General features: G+C 72.6%; 17 protein-coding genes. 5 read left to right on the plus strand and 12 right to left on the minus strand.

Features of this window, described 5'->3' with window-relative positions; all coding sequences use genetic code 11:
• Positions 1-64: 64 nt before the first annotated feature.
• From H5397_RS03580 to hrcA, 3 genes are read right to left on the minus strand one after another with little or no spacing between them, the layout of a single operon-like run.
• Positions 65-811 carry a 16S rRNA (uracil(1498)-N(3))-methyltransferase gene (locus tag H5397_RS03580; protein ID WP_182814941.1) on the minus strand — a complete coding sequence of 249 codons (747 nt, stop codon included), beginning with the start codon at positions 809-811 and terminating at the stop codon, positions 65-67.
• A gap of 43 nt (positions 812-854) precedes the next feature.
• Positions 855-2,039: a molecular chaperone DnaJ gene (gene dnaJ, locus H5397_RS03585; RefSeq protein ID WP_182814942.1), complete on the minus strand. Its 1,185-nt coding sequence runs from the start codon at positions 2,037-2,039 to the stop codon at positions 855-857.
• Between the two features lie 19 nt (positions 2,040-2,058).
• Positions 2,059-3,084, minus strand: a complete 1,026-nt coding sequence (hrcA, locus tag H5397_RS03590; protein ID WP_182814943.1) for a heat-inducible transcriptional repressor HrcA — start codon at positions 3,082-3,084, stop codon at positions 2,059-2,061.
• Between the two features lie 78 nt (positions 3,085-3,162).
• Between hrcA and H5397_RS03595 the strand changes: the two genes are divergently transcribed.
• Positions 3,163-3,963 carry an MBL fold metallo-hydrolase gene (locus tag H5397_RS03595; protein ID WP_182814944.1) on the plus strand — a complete coding sequence of 267 codons (801 nt, stop codon included), beginning with the start codon at positions 3,163-3,165 and terminating at the stop codon, positions 3,961-3,963.
• 9 nt (positions 3,964-3,972) lie between these two features.
• Here the strand turns inward: H5397_RS03595 and H5397_RS03600 are convergent, their stop codons facing one another.
• From H5397_RS03600 to hemW, 3 genes are read right to left on the minus strand one after another with little or no spacing between them, the layout of a single operon-like run.
• Positions 3,973-4,734 carry an inositol monophosphatase gene (locus tag H5397_RS03600; RefSeq protein WP_220491961.1) on the minus strand — a complete coding sequence of 254 codons (762 nt, stop codon included), beginning with the start codon at positions 4,732-4,734 and terminating at the stop codon, positions 3,973-3,975.
• Positions 4,734-5,597, minus strand: coding sequence for a DUF3097 domain-containing protein (locus H5397_RS03605; protein ID WP_182814945.1), 864 nt, complete (start codon positions 5,595-5,597; stop codon positions 4,734-4,736). Before H5397_RS03605 ends, H5397_RS03600 begins: the two co-directional genes overlap by 1 nt.
• A gap of 25 nt (positions 5,598-5,622) precedes the next feature.
• Complete coding sequence (gene hemW / locus H5397_RS03610) at positions 5,623-6,837, minus strand: radical SAM family heme chaperone HemW (protein ID WP_182814946.1); 1,215 nt, start codon at positions 6,835-6,837, stop codon at positions 5,623-5,625.
• Between the two features lie 41 nt (positions 6,838-6,878).
• Between hemW and H5397_RS03615 the strand changes: the two genes are divergently transcribed.
• Entirely contained in the window at positions 6,879-7,658 is a 780-nt protein-coding gene (locus H5397_RS03615) for a DUF4037 domain-containing protein (protein WP_182814947.1), read from the plus strand.
• A 9-nt stretch (positions 7,659-7,667) separates the two neighbouring features.
• Here the strand turns inward: H5397_RS03615 and H5397_RS03620 are convergent, their stop codons facing one another.
• Both H5397_RS03620 and H5397_RS03625 read right to left on the minus strand, forming a co-directional pair.
• A complete protein-coding gene (locus H5397_RS03620) occupies positions 7,668-8,498 on the minus strand; it encodes an S-methyl-5'-thioadenosine phosphorylase (protein WP_220491962.1) in 831 nt (276 codons plus the stop codon).
• Positions 8,499-8,662: 164 nt separating this feature from the next.
• Positions 8,663-8,971: a YciI family protein gene (locus H5397_RS03625; RefSeq protein WP_182814949.1), complete on the minus strand. Its 309-nt coding sequence runs from the start codon at positions 8,969-8,971 to the stop codon at positions 8,663-8,665.
• A 58-nt stretch (positions 8,972-9,029) separates the two neighbouring features.
• Here H5397_RS03625 and H5397_RS03630 point away from each other — a divergent pair, with 58 nt between their 5' ends.
• A complete protein-coding gene (locus tag H5397_RS03630; protein ID WP_182814950.1) occupies positions 9,030-9,665 on the plus strand; it encodes a rhomboid family intramembrane serine protease in 636 nt (211 codons plus the stop codon).
• A 16-nt stretch (positions 9,666-9,681) separates the two neighbouring features.
• Positions 9,682-10,455: an isocitrate lyase/phosphoenolpyruvate mutase family protein gene (locus H5397_RS03635; protein WP_220491963.1), complete on the plus strand. Its 774-nt coding sequence runs from the start codon at positions 9,682-9,684 to the stop codon at positions 10,453-10,455.
• 1 nt (position 10,456) lies between these two features.
• On the opposite strand, the gene lepA is transcribed toward H5397_RS03635, so the two are convergent.
• From lepA to H5397_RS03655, 4 genes are all read right to left on the minus strand, one after another.
• Positions 10,457-12,289, minus strand: coding sequence for a translation elongation factor 4 (lepA, locus tag H5397_RS03640; RefSeq protein ID WP_182814951.1), 1,833 nt, complete (start codon positions 12,287-12,289; stop codon positions 10,457-10,459).
• A 98-nt stretch (positions 12,290-12,387) separates the two neighbouring features.
• Positions 12,388-12,648 (minus strand): 30S ribosomal protein S20, encoded by a 261-nt coding sequence (gene rpsT / locus H5397_RS03645; RefSeq protein WP_182814952.1) that lies wholly within the window; start codon positions 12,646-12,648, stop codon positions 12,388-12,390.
• Between the two features lie 103 nt (positions 12,649-12,751).
• Complete coding sequence (gene holA, locus H5397_RS03650; RefSeq protein WP_309224266.1) at positions 12,752-13,747, minus strand: DNA polymerase III subunit delta; 996 nt, start codon at positions 13,745-13,747, stop codon at positions 12,752-12,754.
• A complete protein-coding gene (locus H5397_RS03655; protein ID WP_182814954.1) occupies positions 13,744-14,892 on the minus strand; it encodes an ABC transporter substrate-binding protein in 1,149 nt (382 codons plus the stop codon). Before H5397_RS03655 ends, holA begins: the two co-directional genes overlap by 4 nt.
• 233 nt (positions 14,893-15,125) lie before the next feature.
• Between H5397_RS03655 and H5397_RS03660 the strand changes: the two genes are divergently transcribed.
• Entirely contained in the window at positions 15,126-16,166 is a 1,041-nt protein-coding gene (locus H5397_RS03660; RefSeq protein ID WP_182814955.1) for a LacI family DNA-binding transcriptional regulator, read from the plus strand.
• Positions 16,167-16,231 lie beyond the last annotated feature (65 nt).

Genomic DNA, 16,231 nt, shown 5'->3' on the forward strand with positions numbered 1-16,231 from the left:
AGCATAGCTGTGGCGCCGCGCGGTCCTCGACCCGCGGACGGCACCTGGGGAGTGCTCCCCGGCCTCACTTGGGCTGGCTGACCCGCTTCTGGAAGGCCTGCAGCTGGGCCAGGGCCACCGTCCCGGCGGTCGAGGTGCGCAGGACGCCGTCGCTCAGCAGCAGCTGCCGGGCGCCGGCCGCCTCGAGGGTCGCGACCTCCTCGTCGGTCAGCCCGCCCTCGGGGCCGATGATGATCAGGACGTCGCCCTCCTCGGGCAGGTCGAAGTGACGCAGTGTCAGCTCGGCCCCCTCGTGGAGGATGAACGTGACCGCCATGGTCGGGATCAGCTCGACCAGCTCGCGCGTCGTCATCGCGGAGGTGATGATGGGCACGCGCAGGCGCCGGCTCTGCTTGGTGGCCTCGCGGGCGGTCGTCCGCCAGCGGCCCAGCTGCCGCTCCTCACGGTCGTGGGTCCACTTCACCACCGACCGGCTCGACTGCCACGGGATGATCCGGTCGATGCCGAGCTCGGTCAGCATCTCGACGGCCAGCTCGGCCCGGTCGCCCTTCGCGAGGGCCTGCACCGCGTGGTAGCGGATGGGGGCCTCGGGGCTGGTCAGCACCTCCGCCACCTCGAGGGTCACCGAGGCGCGGTCGGTCGCGGTGACCTCGCCACGCACGCCGGTCCCGGCGCCGTCGGCGACCATGATGGTCTCCCCCACCCGGATGCGGCGCACCGCAGCGGCGTGGCGTCCCTCGTCGCCGTCGACGGTCACGGTGTCGCCCACCTGCGGGGAGTGCAGGTCGGCCAGGAACAGGGCTTCGGTCATGTCTCCTCGGCTCGCTCGGGTGCTCGGCGGTGTGTCCTCGGCGTCAGTCCGCGAAGGCGTCCTTCAGGCGGCTGAAGAAGCCCTTGTTCGTGGCGCCGCGCGACACCGTCGCCGCGGGACGGGTCTCGCCGCGCGCCTCGGCCAGCTTGCGCAGGAGGTCGCGTTGGGTCTCGTCCAGCGACTGCGGTGTCTGCACCAACAGCGTAACGCCGAGGTCGCCGCGTCCGGCGCCACGCAGCCGCGGCACGCCGCGACCCGTCACGACCAGGCGCGTGCCCGACTGCGTCCCGGCCGGGACCTCCAGGCGCACGCGGGACTCCTCCTCGAGGGTGCCCTCGACGTCGGCCTCGAGCGTGTCGATCCAGACCTCGGTGCCCAGGGCCGCCGCCGTCATGGGTAGACGCGCCACCATCTCGAGGTTGTCGCCGTCGCGCTTGAAGACGTCGTGGTTGCTGACCGACAGCTCGACGTAGAGGTCGCCCGAGGGACCACCGCCGGGTCCGACCTCGCCCTGGCTGTCGAGGTGCACGCGGTTGCCGGTGCTCACGCCCGCGGGGATCTTGACGTTGATCGTCCGTGTGGAGCGCACCCTGCCCTCGCCGGAGCACTCGCCACAGGGGTGCGGGATCGTCGTGCCGTAGCCGCGGCAGGTGGGGCACGGCTGGACCGTGCGGATGTCGCCCAGGAACGAGCGCTGGACCGTCTGCACGTCGCCGGCGCCGTGGCAGGTACCGCACGTGACCGGCTCGGTGCCGTCGGCGGCACCCTTGCCCGTGCAGGTGGGGCAGATGACGGCGGTGTCGACGCGGATCGGCTTGGTCGTCCCGAACGCCGCCTCGGCCAGGGTCAGGTTGAGCCGCACGAGGGCGTCCTGCCCCTTGCGGACGCGGCTGCGCGGTCCCCGCGACCCCTGCGCGCCGAACATGGCGTCGAACAGTCCGCCGACGTCGAAACCGGCCGCCCCGCCCGGGCCGAACCCGCCGAAGCCGCCAGGGCCGAAGCCACCGCCGCCACGCATCGGGTCGCCGCCCAAGTCGTACATCTGCCGCTTCTTGTCGTCGGACAGCACGGCGTAGGCCTCGCCGATCTCCTTGAACTTCTCCGCCGAGGCGGGGTCGTCGGCCACGTCGGGGTGGTACTTCATCGCGAGCTTGCGGTACGCCTTCTTGACCTGCTCGGCAGTCGCGTCCCGGGGGACGCCCAGGACCTCGTAGTAGTCGCTCAACATGTTCCTTTGGTGTGCGGGATCAGGCTTCGGCGAGGAACCGGCCAACGTACCGTGCGACAGCGCGCACGGAGGCGATGGCCGAAGGGTAGTCCATACGGGTGGGGCCCACGATGCCCAGCGTGGCCCAGGCGCGCTCGTCGGTGCCGTAGCCCGACGCCACGACCGAGGTGGCCTGCAGCGGCGCGTAGGGGTTCTCGTGCCCGATCCGCACGGTCACGTCGGTGGGCGAGGTGGCCTCGCCCAGCAGGCGCAGCAGGACGACCTGCTCCTCCAGGGCCTCGAGCACCGGCTTGACGGTGGTCTCGAACTGGTCGCCGAACCGGGTCAGGTTGGGCACGCCGGCGACGGCGACGCGGGCGCCGGGGTCGTCGGTCACGATGTCGAGCAGGGCGGCCACGATCGTGGCCGCGAGGCCGGACGCCGCGGGCGGCAGCTGGTCGGTGAACGTGGCCAGCCGGTCGACGGCCTCGCGGGGCGTGGCCCCGACGAGCAGCTCGGCGAGCCGGCCCCGGACGAGCGCGAGGTCGTCGTCGTGCCGGTCGCCCTCGGGCGGGAGCACGACGAGGCGCTGCTCGACCGCACCGGTGGCGCTGACGCACATCACCAGGCCGCGGTCGGCGCCCAGGCGGAGCACCTCGACGTGGCGGATGACCATGCTCGACAGCACCGGGTACTGGACGATCGCGACCTGGCGGGTGATCTGCGCCAGCAGGGCCACCGTGCGGCGCACGACGTCGTCGACGTCGAGGGCACCGGCCATGAACTGGGTGATCGCGCGCTTCTCGGCCGAGGTCAGCGGCTTGACCGTGGACAGGCGGTCGACGAACAGGCGGTAGCCCTTGTCGGTGGGGATGCGCCCGGCCGAGGTGTGCGGCTGGGTGATGTAGCCCTCCTCCTCCAGCACCGCCATGTCGTTGCGCACGGTGGCCGGGGAGACGTTCAGGTTGTGCCGCTCGACGAGGGCCTTGGAGCCCACGGGCTCCTGGCTGGAGACGTAGTCGGTGACGATGGCGCGCAGGATGGCCAGCTTGCGGTCGTCCAGCACGCTCCACCTCCTTGGCACTCGACCTGACAGAGTGCCAGTCTACGCCATCGGGTCGGGCGCCCTCGCTAGGGTGGCCGGGTGGAGTACAGCCTGGGACCGTTCGTGCCCGTCGCCGACCGCGTGCACGTCGCGGTGGCCGAGCCCGAGGGGGTGAACGTCGGCCTCGTCGTGGGGTCGACCGGGGCCCTCCTCGTCGACACCGGCAGCTCCCCCGAGCAGGGCCGCGCCATCCGGGCCGCGGCCGAAGCCGTGGCCGGGGGCGTCCCCCTGACCCACGTCGTCGTCACGCACGCCCACTATGACCACGTCGGCGGCCTCGCCGCGTTCGGGGACCTGGTCACCCTCGGCCACGAGCACCTGGCCCGCGCCTGCGCGGAGGGCACCCCAGCGCCGTCGCGGACGATCGCGATGGCGTCCGCGGTCAACCTGGGCGACTGCCACGTCGAGCTGGCCCACTTCGGCCGCGGTCACACCGACCACGACGTGGTCGCCGTGGTGCCCGGGCGCAAGGTGGCCTTCCTCGGCGACCTGCTCGAGACCTCCGCCGAGCCGTCCGCCGGCACCGACTCGTGGCCCGGGGAGTGGGGCGCCTCCCTGGACTGGGTGGCCGGCATGCTGCCCCGCGACTGCGTGATCATCCCTGGGCACGGGCCGGCGCTGAACATGGACGGCGCCGGCACGCAGCGGGGCGAGATGCAGTGGCTGCACGAGCGCGCGCAGGCGCTGTACCACGCGGGCAGGGGTGCGGCCGGCGCGTGGGCTCCCGACTGGCCGTGGCCGCAGGAGCCGGCCGAGCAGTTCGTCGCGCAGGCGATCACCCGCATGCGCGAGGCCGGGCGGCCACGCCAGCGCCCGACGCTGCCGCTGATCAACCGCTGAGCGGGCCCCTCAGGGGGCGAGCCGGCGCGACGCCAGCTCCACGACCTCGGGCGAGGCCCCGACCGTCAGCATCCTCCCGGTGACCCCGGGCGCGTAGGCGCGCCCGTCGACGCACGCCGCCCCGCCCAGCTCGGTCACCATGAGCGTGCCCGCGAGGTGGTCCCAGGGGTGGATCGAGCGGTACGCCAGCCCGTGCAGCTCCCCGCGCGCGAGCGCCGGGTAGTCGATCGCGCACGAGCCGCGCGTCGGGCGCAGCCGCAGGCCGGGCGCCCGGGTGTGCCGCAGGCGCGGCCACACGGCGACCTCCCACGGGCCGGGCCCCGGGTCGAGCCGGGCCAGCGGCGTCCCGTTGCAGGTGACGCCGGCGCCGCGCTCGACGAGGTAGAGGGCGTCGTGGAGCGGCTGCCAGATCCAGCCGCGGGTGGCCTCCCCGCGCCGGACCTCGGCGACCATGACGCCGAAGTCGTGGGTGCCCGCGGCGAAGTTGCGGGTGCCGTCGACCGGGTCGACGACCCAGGCGTGCTCGGCGTCGGGCAGCGCGCGCAGGGCGGTCGGGTCGGCGAAGGAGGCCTCCTCCCCCACCACCAACGCGCCCGGGGTGGCCCGGCCGAAGGCGGCGGTGAGCTCCGCCTCCGCCTCGCGGTCGGCGACGGTGACGACGTCGCCGGGGCGCTTCTGGATCACCTCGTGGCTCGCCAGCGCCCGGAACCGCGGCAGGATCACCCGCTCGCAGACGTCCCGGATGAGGTCGGCGACCTCGTCGGTGCGCATCAGGACTCCCGGTCGAGGTGGTCCTCGGTGACGAAGTCGATCAGCTTCTCGACCTCGGTGAGCAGGCGCGGGTCGAGGTCCTTCCAGCCGGTGACGCTGCCGAGGATCCGCTTCCAGCCGGAGGCGACGTCGGCCTGGTCGGTGTGCGGCCAGCCGAGGGCGGCCAGCGTGCCCTTCTTCCAGTCGGTGCCGCGCGGGATGTCCGGCCACGCGGTCAGCCCGACGCGGGCGGGCTTCACCGCGGCCCAGATGTCGATGTACTCGTGGCCGGTCACGAAGACGTGCTCGCCGGTGACCTGCGCGACGATGCGCGACTCCTTGCTGCCGGGCACGAGGTGGTCGACGAGCACGCCGAGCCGGCGTCCACGGCCGGGCGCGAAGTCGGCGACGATCGCGGGCAGGTCGTCGATGCCGCCGAGGTACTCCACGACGACGCCGACGTGGCGCAGGTCGGCGCCCCAGACCTTCTCGACGAGTTCGGCGTCGTGGCGTCCCTCGACGTAGATCCGGCTGGGCAGCGCGACCTTGGCCTTCTCGGCGGGCCCGACCCGCGAGCCGGACGCCGTGTGCGTGCGGTTGTACTGCTGGGCCCGGTCGCGGGCGGTGGGCGCCGGACGGGCCGGGGCGGTCAGGTCGACCGGCTTGCCGTCGAGCCAGAAGTTGGGGCCGAACGGGAAGCTGCGCCGCTTGCCCTTGCGGTCCTCGAGGATGACGACGCCGTTCTCCCAGCCGACGACGGCGCCGACGAAGCCCGAGGTGGGCTCCTCGAGCACCATGTCGCGCTCAACGGGGGTCTTGGTGGCCGTGGGCCGGTTGGCCTGCTGCCAGCCCTTGGCCAGGACGTCGGAGGAGTAGCGGTTCACGCCCGACACCCTACGTCGGGCGCGCTCAGCCGAGGAGTTCCCGCACCGCGGCGTCGGCGAGGAGGCGGCCGTCGTCGGTGACGGCGACCCGGTCGTCCCACACGTGCAGCCACCCGCGGGAGGCGAGGTCGGGCACCCGGGCCGCCTCGGCGTCCGTGAGCACGGCCCGGGGCAGGCCCTCGCGCAGGCGCAGTTCCAGCAGGATGCGCTCGATCCGCCGGTCCTCGGCGGTGAGGCGCTCGCGACCCGCGGCCGGCGAGAGCCCGTCGGCGAGGCGTCCGGCGTAGGTGCGCGGGTGCTTGACGTTCCAGAACCGGACGCCGCCCACGTGGCTGTGCGCGCCGGGGCCGAAGCCCCACCAGTCGTCGCCGCGCCAGTAGGCGAGGTTGTGGCGGCAGGCGTGGCCGGGGCGCGCCCAGTTCGAGACCTCGTACCACTCCAGCCCCGCCTGCCGGAGCAGGGTGTCGGCCACCTCGTACTTGTCGGCGAGGTCGTCCTCGTCGGGCAGGGGCACCTCGCCGCGGCGGACGCGTGCGGCGAAGCGGGTGCCGTCCTCGACGATGAGCGAGTAGGCGCTGAGGTGGTCGGGCTCGGCGGTCAGGGCGTCCTCGACGGTGGCTCGCCAGTCGTCGAGCGTCTCGGTCGGGGTGCCGTAGATGAGGTCGAGGCTGGCCGAGGAGAAGCCCGCCTCGCGGGCCCAGCGCACGGCCTCCAGCGCGCGGCCGGGGGTGTGGGTGCGCTCCAGCATCCGCAGCACGTGCGGCGCCGAGGACTGCATGCCGAACGAGATGCGCGTGAACCCGGCCTCGACCAGCCGTTCGAGGGAGGCGGGGGTCACCGAGTCGGGGTTGGCCTCGGTCGTCACCTCGGCGTCGGGGGCGAGGCCGAACTCGTCGCGGAGCCGGGCCAGGATCCCGCCCTGCTCGGCCGGGTCGAGCAGCGTCGGGGTGCCGCCGCCGAAGAAGACGGTGGCGAACGGGGGCGGGTCGCCCAGTACGCCCCGGGCCAGGGCGACCTCACGGGCCACCGATTCTAGGTAGGCCTCCCGGGACGCCCCGGGCGCCGACCCCAGCTCGGCCGCGGTGTAGGTGTTGAAGTCACAGTAGCCGCAGCGCGTGGCGCAGAACGGCACGTGCACGTACGCCGACAGCCCGCGCGCCCCGACCTCGGCGAGTGCGGACGCCGGCAGGGCCCCGTCGTCGGGGGCCGGCTCGCCGTCGGGCAGCGCGGAAGGAGTCACGCACGCACTGTAGGCGACCCGGGGCACGTTAGGTTGGGCGCATGCCCGCCCCGAGCACCGACGACCAGATCGCGCACGCCCTGCTCCGGATCCCCGGCGTCCGCGCCGTGCTGCTGGGCGGCTCCCGCGCCACGGGGGTCGCCGACGCGGCGTCCGACACCGATCTGTATGCGCTGCGCAGCGGCCCCCCCGCCCCCGAGGGCGTGCGCGCGGGCGTCCTGGCCCCGTTCGCCGACGGCGGCACCGTCACCCACGACGACACGTGGGGCGTCGAGGACCGCCTGCACCACGACGGGCGTCTGGTCGAGGTCATGCACTTCGACCTCGCCGAGTTCCGGGTCGACGAGGCGTTCGACCCCGGCCTGGATCCCAACGGCTACACGACCGCGTTCCTGCACACGCTTGCCCGTGGCGTCCCGTTGGCGGACCCGTACGGCGACCTGACCCGCCGCCGGGCGCGGCTGGCCACCTATCCCGAGGCGACCGCGCACCGGATCCTCGGCGGCACGCGGACCGAGCTGGCGGGCTACCTCGAGCAACTGCGGAAGGCGCAGAAGCGTCGCGACTGGGCCTCGGTCGTCCACCGGCGGGCGGCCTTCCAGACGGCGTGGTTCGACGCCCTGTTCGCCCTCAACCGCGCGTACCACCCCGGCGAGAAGCGCCTCCTCGACCACGCGGATGGGCTGGGCACCCGGGTCGCCGACCAGCGGACCCGCTGGGAGGCGGCCACCCTGCTCCAGGGCGACGACGCGGGGCTCCTGCCGCTGTTGACCACGCTCGCCGAGGACCTCTTCGGCCTCGTCGACGCCGACCGTCGCTGAACGTGCGGCTCAGGCGTCGAGCACGCGGACGCCGGCGCCAACCTCGGGCAGTGGGAACGGGAGCGGGATCCCGTCCAGCGCGTGGTGGCAGGTGCAGTCGCCGGTCGGCATGACCCCGACGGTGCGCAACAGGAGGGCCTTCAGGCGCTCGATGTTGCCGGCGAACACCTCGAGCACCTCGGCGTGGGTGACGCCCTCGTCGCCCTCGAGGCCGGCGTCCATGTCGGTGACGCACGCGACCGAGGTGAAGCACAGCGCCAGCTCGCGGGCCACGGACGCCTCGGGCATGCCGGTCATCCCCACCACCGACCAGCCGGCCGCCGAGTGCCACTGCGACTCCGCCCGGCTGGAGAACCGCGGGCCGTTGATCACGACGAGCGTGCCGCCGTCCACGAGCTCGGTGTCCGCGTCGGCTTGGCCCAGCACTGCGGCCCGGCCCCGCGCGCAGTAGGGGTCGGCGAACGGGACGTGGACGACGGGCCCCTCGGCCTCCCAGACCGTGTGGCCCGCGCGGTAGGTGCGGTCGACGACCTGGTCGGGCACGACGAAGGTGCCGGGCGTGAGGTGGTGCTGCAGCGAGCCCACCGCGCACGGGGCGAGGACCTGGGTCACGCCGACGGCCTTGAGGGCCCACAGGTTGGCGCGGTAGTTGACCGTGTGGGGGGCGTACTGGTGGCGCTCCCCGTGCCGGGGCAGGAACGCGACCCGGCGTCCGGCGACCTCACCGACCGTGAGCGGCCCCGACGGGGGCCCGAGCGGGGTGTCGACCTCGACGCGCGTCGCGTCGTCGAAGAACGAGTAGAAGCCGGACCCGCCGATGATGCCGATGTCAGCCTGCATGGCGGCCAGCGTAGTGGGCACACTGGTGGGCATGGATCCCCTCGGCGAGCCGCTCGACGGCACCTGCGCGTGCCGGAGTCGGCCCTGGCGCAGCTGCCGCCCGACGCCCCGCCGGTCGAGGCCGGCCCCTACGACGTGATGGTCGCCCGCTGGGAGCCCCGGGACTAGTCGGAGACCTTCTCCAGCCAAGCGCCCAGCACGGGCTTCCAGCCGCGCACCTCGATGTTCGCGACGATCCCCTTCTGCTGGAACGGGTCGTCGGCCAGCGCGGCCAGGACCTCGTCGGGGGTCTCGCCCCGCAGAACCAGCAGGCCCGCGTCGGGCTGACCCACGCCGGGCGCCATCGGGCCGGACAGCAGGAGGGTGCCCGTCTCGGCGAGCGTCGCCAGGAACGCCCGGTGGGCGGGGCGGTGCTCGGCGATGGCGTCGGGGTCGGCGATGTAGGTGTAGTTCACGACCAGCACGTTGTCCATGGCGGCAGCCTAGTGTCGACGGCGCGGGCGCCTTGGGTCGTCTGGGCACACTGGGGTCATGTCCCAGCAGTACGGATGGACCCCGCCCCCGCCCAGCTACGGCCGCGTGGCCGTGCCGCCCCCCGCCTCGACGCTGGCGCCCGCCCGCCCGACCCTCGGGTCGTCGGTCGTGTTCGTCGGTGGCTGGCTCGTGCTGCTGTGGGTGCTCGAGGCGCTCGACGTTGTGCTGCTCGGGGCCCTCGACGGCTTCGGCGTCAGCCCGCGCGTCATCGCCGAGCTGCCGCAGGTGCTGACCGCGCCCTTCCTGCACTTCGGGTTCGAGCACCTGATGGCCAACTCGCTCCCCTTCCTCGTGCTGGGCGTGCTGGCGCGTATGGCCGGACGCCGTCCGTTCTGGGTCGCGACGCTCGCGTCGATCCTGGTGTCGGGGCTCTTCGCGTGGCTGCTGTCGGCCCCCAGCACGGTGACCGCGGGGGCGTCCGGCCTGGTGTTCGGCTGGCTGGCGTTCCTGCTGGTCCGCGGCCTGTTCAACCGCAACTGGAAGCAGATCCTCATCTCCGCGGCCGTGTTCGGCTTCTTCGGTGGCATGCTGTGGGGCGTGTTCCCGACCCTGCCCGGCGTCAGTTGGCAGGGCCACCTCGGCGGTGCCGTCGGCGGCGTGCTCGCCGCCTGGTGGCTGCAGCGGCGCGGCTGACCCTACGATCACGCGGGTGAGCTTCCTCGACCGCCACCGCCCCGGCGACCCCCTCGTCGCGCCGAACGCCTGGGACCTCGGCTCCGCGCGCGTCCTCGCCTCGCTCGGCTTCGCCGCCCTCGGCACGACGAGCAGCGGCCTGGGCGTGGCGCACGGGGTGCGCGACGGTGCGGTGGGGTGCGACGCGATGCTCGCCAATGCCCGGGCGATGGCGGAGGCGACAGGGTTGCCCGTCACCGTGGACCTGGAGGACGGCTACGCCCCCGACCCGGAGGGCGTGCGCGACACCTTCGGCCGGGCCCGCGCGCTCGGGGTGGCCGGGGCGTCCATCGAGGACTGGGACGGCACCCGCTTCCGCGGCGTGGCCGAGGCGACCGAGCGTGTGGCCACGGCGATCGAGGCCTGCGGCGACGCGGTGGTGCTGACCGCGCGGGCCGACAACTACTTCCACGGGGTCGAGGACCTCGCCGACACGATCGCGCGCCTGCATGCCTTTGCGGACGCCGGCGCCCACGTCGTCTACGCCCCCGGCCTGCGCCGGGTGGAGGACGTCCGCGCGGTGGTGGCGTCCGTGGGCGTGCCGGTCAACGCCCTGCTGGTGCCCGGCGGGCCGACCGTCGCCGAGCTGGCCGAGGCCGGCGTGGCCCGGATCACGGTCGGTGGGTCCTTCGCCTTCTCGGCGCTGGGGGCTCTAGCCGAGCTGGCCACGCAGCTGCGCGACCACGGCACGCTCGACGGACGCCTGGCCGCGCTGGGCAAGCAGGCCGCCCGGGACGCCTTCCCGGCCTGAGCTACTTGGGCTCGCGGGACTCGCCGGTGGACAGCGCGGCGACGAACGCCTCTTGGGGGACCTCGACGCGGCCGACCATCTTCATGCGCTTCTTGCCCTCCTTCTGCTTCTCCAGCAGCTTGCGCTTGCGGCTGATGTCGCCGCCGTAGCACTTGGCGAGCACGTCCTTGCGCATGGCGCGCACGGTCTCGCGGGCGATCACGCGCGCGCCGATGGCGGCCTGGATCGGCACCTCGAACTGCTGGCGCGGGATGAGCTCCTTGAGCTTCTTGGCCATCGCCAGGCCGTAGCCGTAGGCGGCGTCCTTGTGCACGATCGAGCTGAACGCGTCGACGGGGTCGCCATGCAGCAGGATGTCGACCTTGACCAGGTCGGAGACCTGCTCGCCGGCCTCGTCGTAGTCGAGGCTCGCGTAGCCCTTGGTGCGCGACTTGAGGGCGTCGAAGAAGTCGAACACGATCTCGGCCAGGGGCAGCGTGTAGCGGATCTCGACCCGGTCCGACGACAGGTAGTCCATGCCGGTCTGGGTGCCGCGGCGCTGCTGGCAGAGCTCGAGGATCGTGCCGATGTAGTCGGTCGGGGTGAGGATGGTGGCCTTGACGACCGGCTCCCACACCTCGGCGATCTTGCCCTCGGGGTACTCGCTGGGGTTGGTGACCTGGTGCTCGCTGCCGTCCTCCATGACGACGCGGTACACGACGTTGGGGGCGGTGGAGATGAGGTCGAGGTTGAACTCGCGCTCAAGCCGCTCGCGCACGATCTCCATGTGGAGCAGGCCGAGGAAGCCGATGCGGAAGCCGAAGCCCAGGGCGCCCGAGGTCTCGGGCTCGTAGGTGAGCGCGGCGTCGTTGAGCTGGAGCTTCTCCAGCGCCTCGCGCAGTTCGGGGAAGTCGGCGCCGTCGATCGGGTAGAGGCCGGCGTACACCATCGGGTTCGGGTGCTTGTACCCGCCGAGGGCGTCGGTGGCCGGCTTGTTCTGGGTGGTGATGGTGTCACCGACCCGGCTCTGGCGGACGTCCTTCACGCCGGTGATGAGGTAGCCCACCTCGCCGACGCCGATGGCCTTGGACGGGGTCGGCTCGGGCGAGATCACGCCCACCTCGAGGACCTCGTGCGTCGCCTTGGTCGACATCATCAGGATGCGCTCGCGGTGGTTGAGCTCGCCGTCGATCACGCGCACGTAGGTGACCACGCCGCGGTAGGTGTCGTAGACCGAGTCGAAGATCATCGCGCGGGCCGGGGCCTGGGCGTCACCGACGGGCGCGGGCACCTGGGCGACGATCGCGTCGAGCAGCTCGGGTACGCCCTCGCCCGTCTTGCCGGACACCCGGAACACGTCGTCGGGGTCGCACCCGACCAGGTTGGCGAGTTCCTCGGCGTACTTCTCGGGCTGCGCGCCGGGCAGGTCGATCTTGTTCAGCACCGGGATGATGTGCAGGTCGGAGCCCATGGCGAGGTAGAGGTTGGCCAGCGTCTGGGCCTCGATGCCCTGCGCGGCGTCGACCAGCAGGATGGCGCCCTCACAGGCGGCCAGCGAGCGGGAGACCTCGTAGGTGAAGTCCACGTGGCCGGGCGTGTCGATCATGTTGAGCACGTGGTCGGTGCCGTCGACCTGCCACGGCATGCGCACAGCCTGGCTCTTGATGGTGATACCGCGCTCGCGCTCGATGTCCATCCGGTCGAGGTACTGGGCGCGCATCGACCGCTCGTCGACGACGCCGGTCAGCTGCAGCATGCGGTCGGCCAGGGTCGACTTCCCGTGGTCGATGTGGGCGATGATGCAGAAGTTCCGGATGATCGCCGGGTTGGTCCCACCCGGCTGCGGCGTCGTCACGCGGCGTCCCCTCTTTCGTGTTCACCCATCCTCGCATGGGTACGGCACGACGTCGCCCCGGCACCGGCAGCGGTGCGGGGCGACGTCGCAGGAGTTCGTCAGAGAGCGGCAGCGGCCGACGCGACGGCCGACTTGCGGTTCGCAGCCTGGTTGGCGTGGATGACGCCCTTGGTGGCGGCCTTGTCGAGCGCCTTGCACGCGACCTTGGCCAGCTCCTGGGCCTTCTCCACGTCACCCTCGGCCGCGGCCTCGCGGAACTTGCGAATGTGCGTCTTGAGAGCAGACTTCACGGCCTTGTTGCGCAGGCGCGCCTTCTCGTTCGTGAGGATCCGCTTCTTCTGGGACTTGATGTTCGCCACGGGCTAAGCCTTCAGTTCAGGTTGATGAATGAGGTGTGCGCCCACGCTGGGCGCGATTGAACAGCTTACCAGCCCACGGGGTCGCCCCAAAATCGTCGGCCGGTCAGCGCCCCATCCCCGAATCCGGACGCCGGCCGCGCAGCCCGGCGACCCCCATGACCATGCGCTCCAGGGCGAACGACGGGTCGGCCGCCTGCCCCTTGACGGCGGCGTCGGTCTCGGCCACGAGCTTGAGGGAAGAGGCCAGGCCCCGCGGCGTCCAGTCGCGCGAGCGCTGCACGATCTCCTTGACCTTGAAGGGCGGCACCCCGAGGTCGCGGGCGAGGTCGACGTCGCGCATCCGCTGGCCCACGAAGTCGGTGTACCGCCCCTGCGCGCGCAGCGCGTTGGCGAGCGCGGAGGTGACCAGCACGGGGGCGACGCCGGTCTCGAGCGCCCAGCGCAGCGCGCCGAGGGCCTCGTTGCGGCGGCCCGCCATCACGTGGTCGGCGACGGTGAAGCTCGTGACGTCGGCGCGGCCGGCGAAGTAGCGGCGCACCGCCGCCTCGCTGATCACCCGGTCGTCGGCGTCGGCGAGCAGCTGGCGCACCGCACCGGCGACCGCCCGCACGTCGGCGCCGAGCGCCTCGACCAGCCGGTCGGCGGTGGCCCTGTCGATCCGCCCGCCGAGCAGGCGCGCCTCGGCGGCGGCGAACTGGGGCAGCTCCCACGCCTTGATCGTGGGGCAGTCGACGACCTCGATGCGCGCCTTCTTGAGCTTGTCGAGCAGCCCCCTCCCCTTGACGCCGCCCGGGTGCACGAGCACGAGCGCCAGTTCCTCGGACGGGTCGGACACGAACGCCAGGACGGCGTCGAACAGGCCGGGGTCGAGGTCGGAGAGCTGCTGCACCACGACCACCGACTCCTCGGCGAACAACGAGCCGCCGGTCACCTCGGCCAGGCCGCCCGCGTCGAGGTCGCCCGCCTCCACCTTCGTCACGGACGCCGCGGGTCGCTCGGCCAGCGCCTGCCGGACGAGGCGTTCGACGGCCCGCTCGGCCAGCAGCGACTCGGGGCCGCTCACCAGCACCACGCGCCCGAAGAGGGGTTGGTCGTTCACGAGGTCCATCCTGCCAGCCCGCACCGACATTCCACCCGCCACCCCCTCCCCCGGGCCCGGTGCCCGGTGACGTCCTTGTTGGCGGGGACGCCACGCTCGGTGCCCATGATCTTGCCGGCCTCGGGGTTGTTCGCCAGGAAGTCGATGAACTTGGCGACGGCCTTGGGGTGCTCGGTGCGGGCCGAACCGGACCACAGCATGGACGCCTTGTACCAGAGCGCCGCCTCATCGGCGGAGCCGGCCACGCTCGGCGGCCTCAGCAGCTGCATGTCCGCGCCCGATGCGTTCTGCAGGGCGCTGATCTGGTTGGACCAGTAGACCGACATGCCGATCTTGTTGGTGGCGGCCATCGTCTGGTCGAGCGACTTGCCCATGTCCTCGGACGTCTCCGCCGCGGTCGGGGCTGCGCCCTCGCGCTGGAGCTTCATGCCCCAGTCGAAGAAGCCGGTGAGGTCGGCGGGCTCGAAGCCCATGCCCTCGGGGTTGAACTGGTCCTTGTCGTGCTGGCGCAGCCAGGCGCGGAGCACCGGCTCGACGTAGGACATGTTCTGGGTGCCGTAGGTGCCGGCCGGGGTCTTGTCGGTGACCTCCTTGGCGACCTGCGCCAGGGAGTCGTAGGTCCAGGTCTTGTCGTCGGGGATCGCGACGCCGGCGGCCTCGAAGACATCCGGGTTCGCGACGACGACCGGCGCGTTGATGCCGGAGTTGATGCCGTAGAGCTTGCCGTCCACGCGACCGGTGTCGACGGTGCCGTCCATGAACTGGTCGAACTTGAGGCCGGCGGCCTCGAGGTCCATCAGCAGCCCACGCTCGCCGTACTCGGCGATGTACTTCTCATCCATCTGGATGACGTCGGGCTCGTCGTTGCCGGCCACCTGCGTGGCGAGCTTGTCCCAGTAGCCGGACCACTCACCGGGCTCGGCGGTGACCTTGATGTCGGGGTTCACCGCCTCGAACGCGGCGATGACCTCGGTCGTGAGACGGTTGCGGGTGTCGTTGCCCCACCAGGCGAACCTGATGGTGACCGGGCCGTCGGAACCGCCGGAACCTCCGGCGGCGCCCTGCTGCGGTGCCGGGGAGCCACAGCCCGCAAGGGCCAGGCCGAGCACCACGATGCCTGCGGCGAGTTTCTTCGTGATGGACATAGGTGGAGGTCCTCTCCTGCTCGGTAGTGCATCCTGCTTCTTCGCTGGTAAGCGCTTACCGGAAGCGTTAACTCCCGTCTGCACGGTCGTCAAGGAGTTTTCTGAGACTGGCAACTGGAAGGCTCGCGGGAGATTCGCGCCCGCCCCCGTCCCACAGTCGTCGCGCCCCCTGTCCACCGGCGTCCATTCGTGGTAAGCGTTTCCTTGTCCAGCCCGTCAACCAGGAGACGACCATGGCACGCAGGCAGCGTGGGAGCTCACCCACCCTCAGCGACGTCGCACGCCACGCGGGGGTGTCCCTGGCCACCGCGTCCCGGGCGATCAACGGCTCCTCGACCCGCACGGTCGGGGAGGACCTGGCCGAGCGGGTGCGCGAGGCGGCGCGGGAACTGGGCTACGCACCCGACGCGAACGCCCAGGCCATGGCGCGGGGCGCGACCCAGACCATCGGCGTCGTGGTCCACGACCTGACCGACCCCTACTTCGCCGCGATCGCCGACGGGATGGCCACGGCGGCCCGCGAGGGTCGGCTGTTCATGACACTGGCCACCACCGGCAACAACATCGACGCGCTCAGCGACGTGGTCTCGTCACTGGACTCGATGCGCGTGCGGGCGATCATCCTCGTGGGCGCACGCTGGAAGGACGACGACCTGGCCGACACCCTGGGCGCCGCGGCCGGCCGCTACATCAACCGCGGGGGCCGCCTGGTCACGATCGGCATGGAGCTGCCCGGCATGGACGGCGTCATCGTGGACAACGCCAAGGGGTCCGCGCAGCTCGCCGAGCACCTTTTCACCCTGGGCTACCGCCGACCGCTCGTGCTCGTCGGGCCGGTGCGGCACTCCACCGCCGCCGCCCGCAGTTCGGCGTTCGTCGACCGCATGGCCGAGCTCGGCGTGGAGGTCGACGAGTCGCACCAGATCTCGTCGGACCTCACGCGCGGCGGCGGCGAGGTCGCGATGCGCCTGGCGCTGGAGAGCGGGCTCGACTTCGACGTCGTGGTGGCCACGAGCGACGTGATGGCGCTGGGCGCCCTCCACGAGGCCCGCCGCTCCGGCGTGCGCATCCCCGAGGACGCCGGCCTCACCGGCTTCGGCGACATCACGTCGTTGCGCGACGTCCAACCGGGCCTGACCACCGTGCGGGTCCCCACCGACCGGCTCGCCACGCTCGCCCTCGACCTGGCCCTCAACGGCCCCGGGGACGGGACGGGCAGCCAGGTCGTGTCGGTCACGCCGGTCGTCCGGGACTCCACCCCTCCGCGCACCTGAGGGTGCGCGCCCCCTTGACGGGGGAACGGCCCGGTGTGTACTTTCATGGAAAGCGCATTCCCACC

Source organism: Propioniciclava sp. MC1683 (genome assembly GCF_014164675.1).
Classification (GTDB): Bacteria; Actinomycetota; Actinomycetes; order Propionibacteriales; family Propionibacteriaceae; genus Propioniciclava.

What these genes read in the sequence shown, in the direction of transcription:
- H5397_RS03580 (WP_182814941.1), bottom strand. Translation starts at nt 811, where the DNA reads ATGACCGAAGCCCTGTTCCTGGCCGACCTGCACTCCCCGCAGGTGGGC.
- dnaJ (WP_182814942.1), bottom strand. Translation starts at nt 2,039, where the DNA reads ATGTTGAGCGACTACTACGAGGTCCTGGGCGTCCCCCGGGACGCGACT.
- H5397_RS03600 (WP_220491961.1), bottom strand. Translation starts at nt 4,734, where the DNA reads ATGCGCACCGACGAGGTCGCCGACCTCATCCGGGACGTCTGCGAGCGG.
- H5397_RS03615 (WP_182814947.1), top strand. Translation starts at nt 6,879, where the DNA reads ATGCCCGCCCCGAGCACCGACGACCAGATCGCGCACGCCCTGCTCCGG.
- H5397_RS03620 (WP_220491962.1), bottom strand. Translation starts at nt 8,498, where the DNA reads ATGCAGGCTGACATCGGCATCATCGGCGGGTCCGGCTTCTACTCGTTC.
- H5397_RS03625 (WP_182814949.1), bottom strand. Translation starts at nt 8,971, where the DNA reads ATGGACAACGTGCTGGTCGTGAACTACACCTACATCGCCGACCCCGAC.
- H5397_RS03630 (WP_182814950.1), top strand. Translation starts at nt 9,030, where the DNA reads ATGTCCCAGCAGTACGGATGGACCCCGCCCCCGCCCAGCTACGGCCGC.
- H5397_RS03655 (WP_182814954.1), bottom strand. Translation starts at nt 14,892, where the DNA reads ATGTCCATCACGAAGAAACTCGCCGCAGGCATCGTGGTGCTCGGCCTG.
- H5397_RS03660 (WP_182814955.1), top strand. Translation starts at nt 15,126, where the DNA reads ATGGCACGCAGGCAGCGTGGGAGCTCACCCACCCTCAGCGACGTCGCA.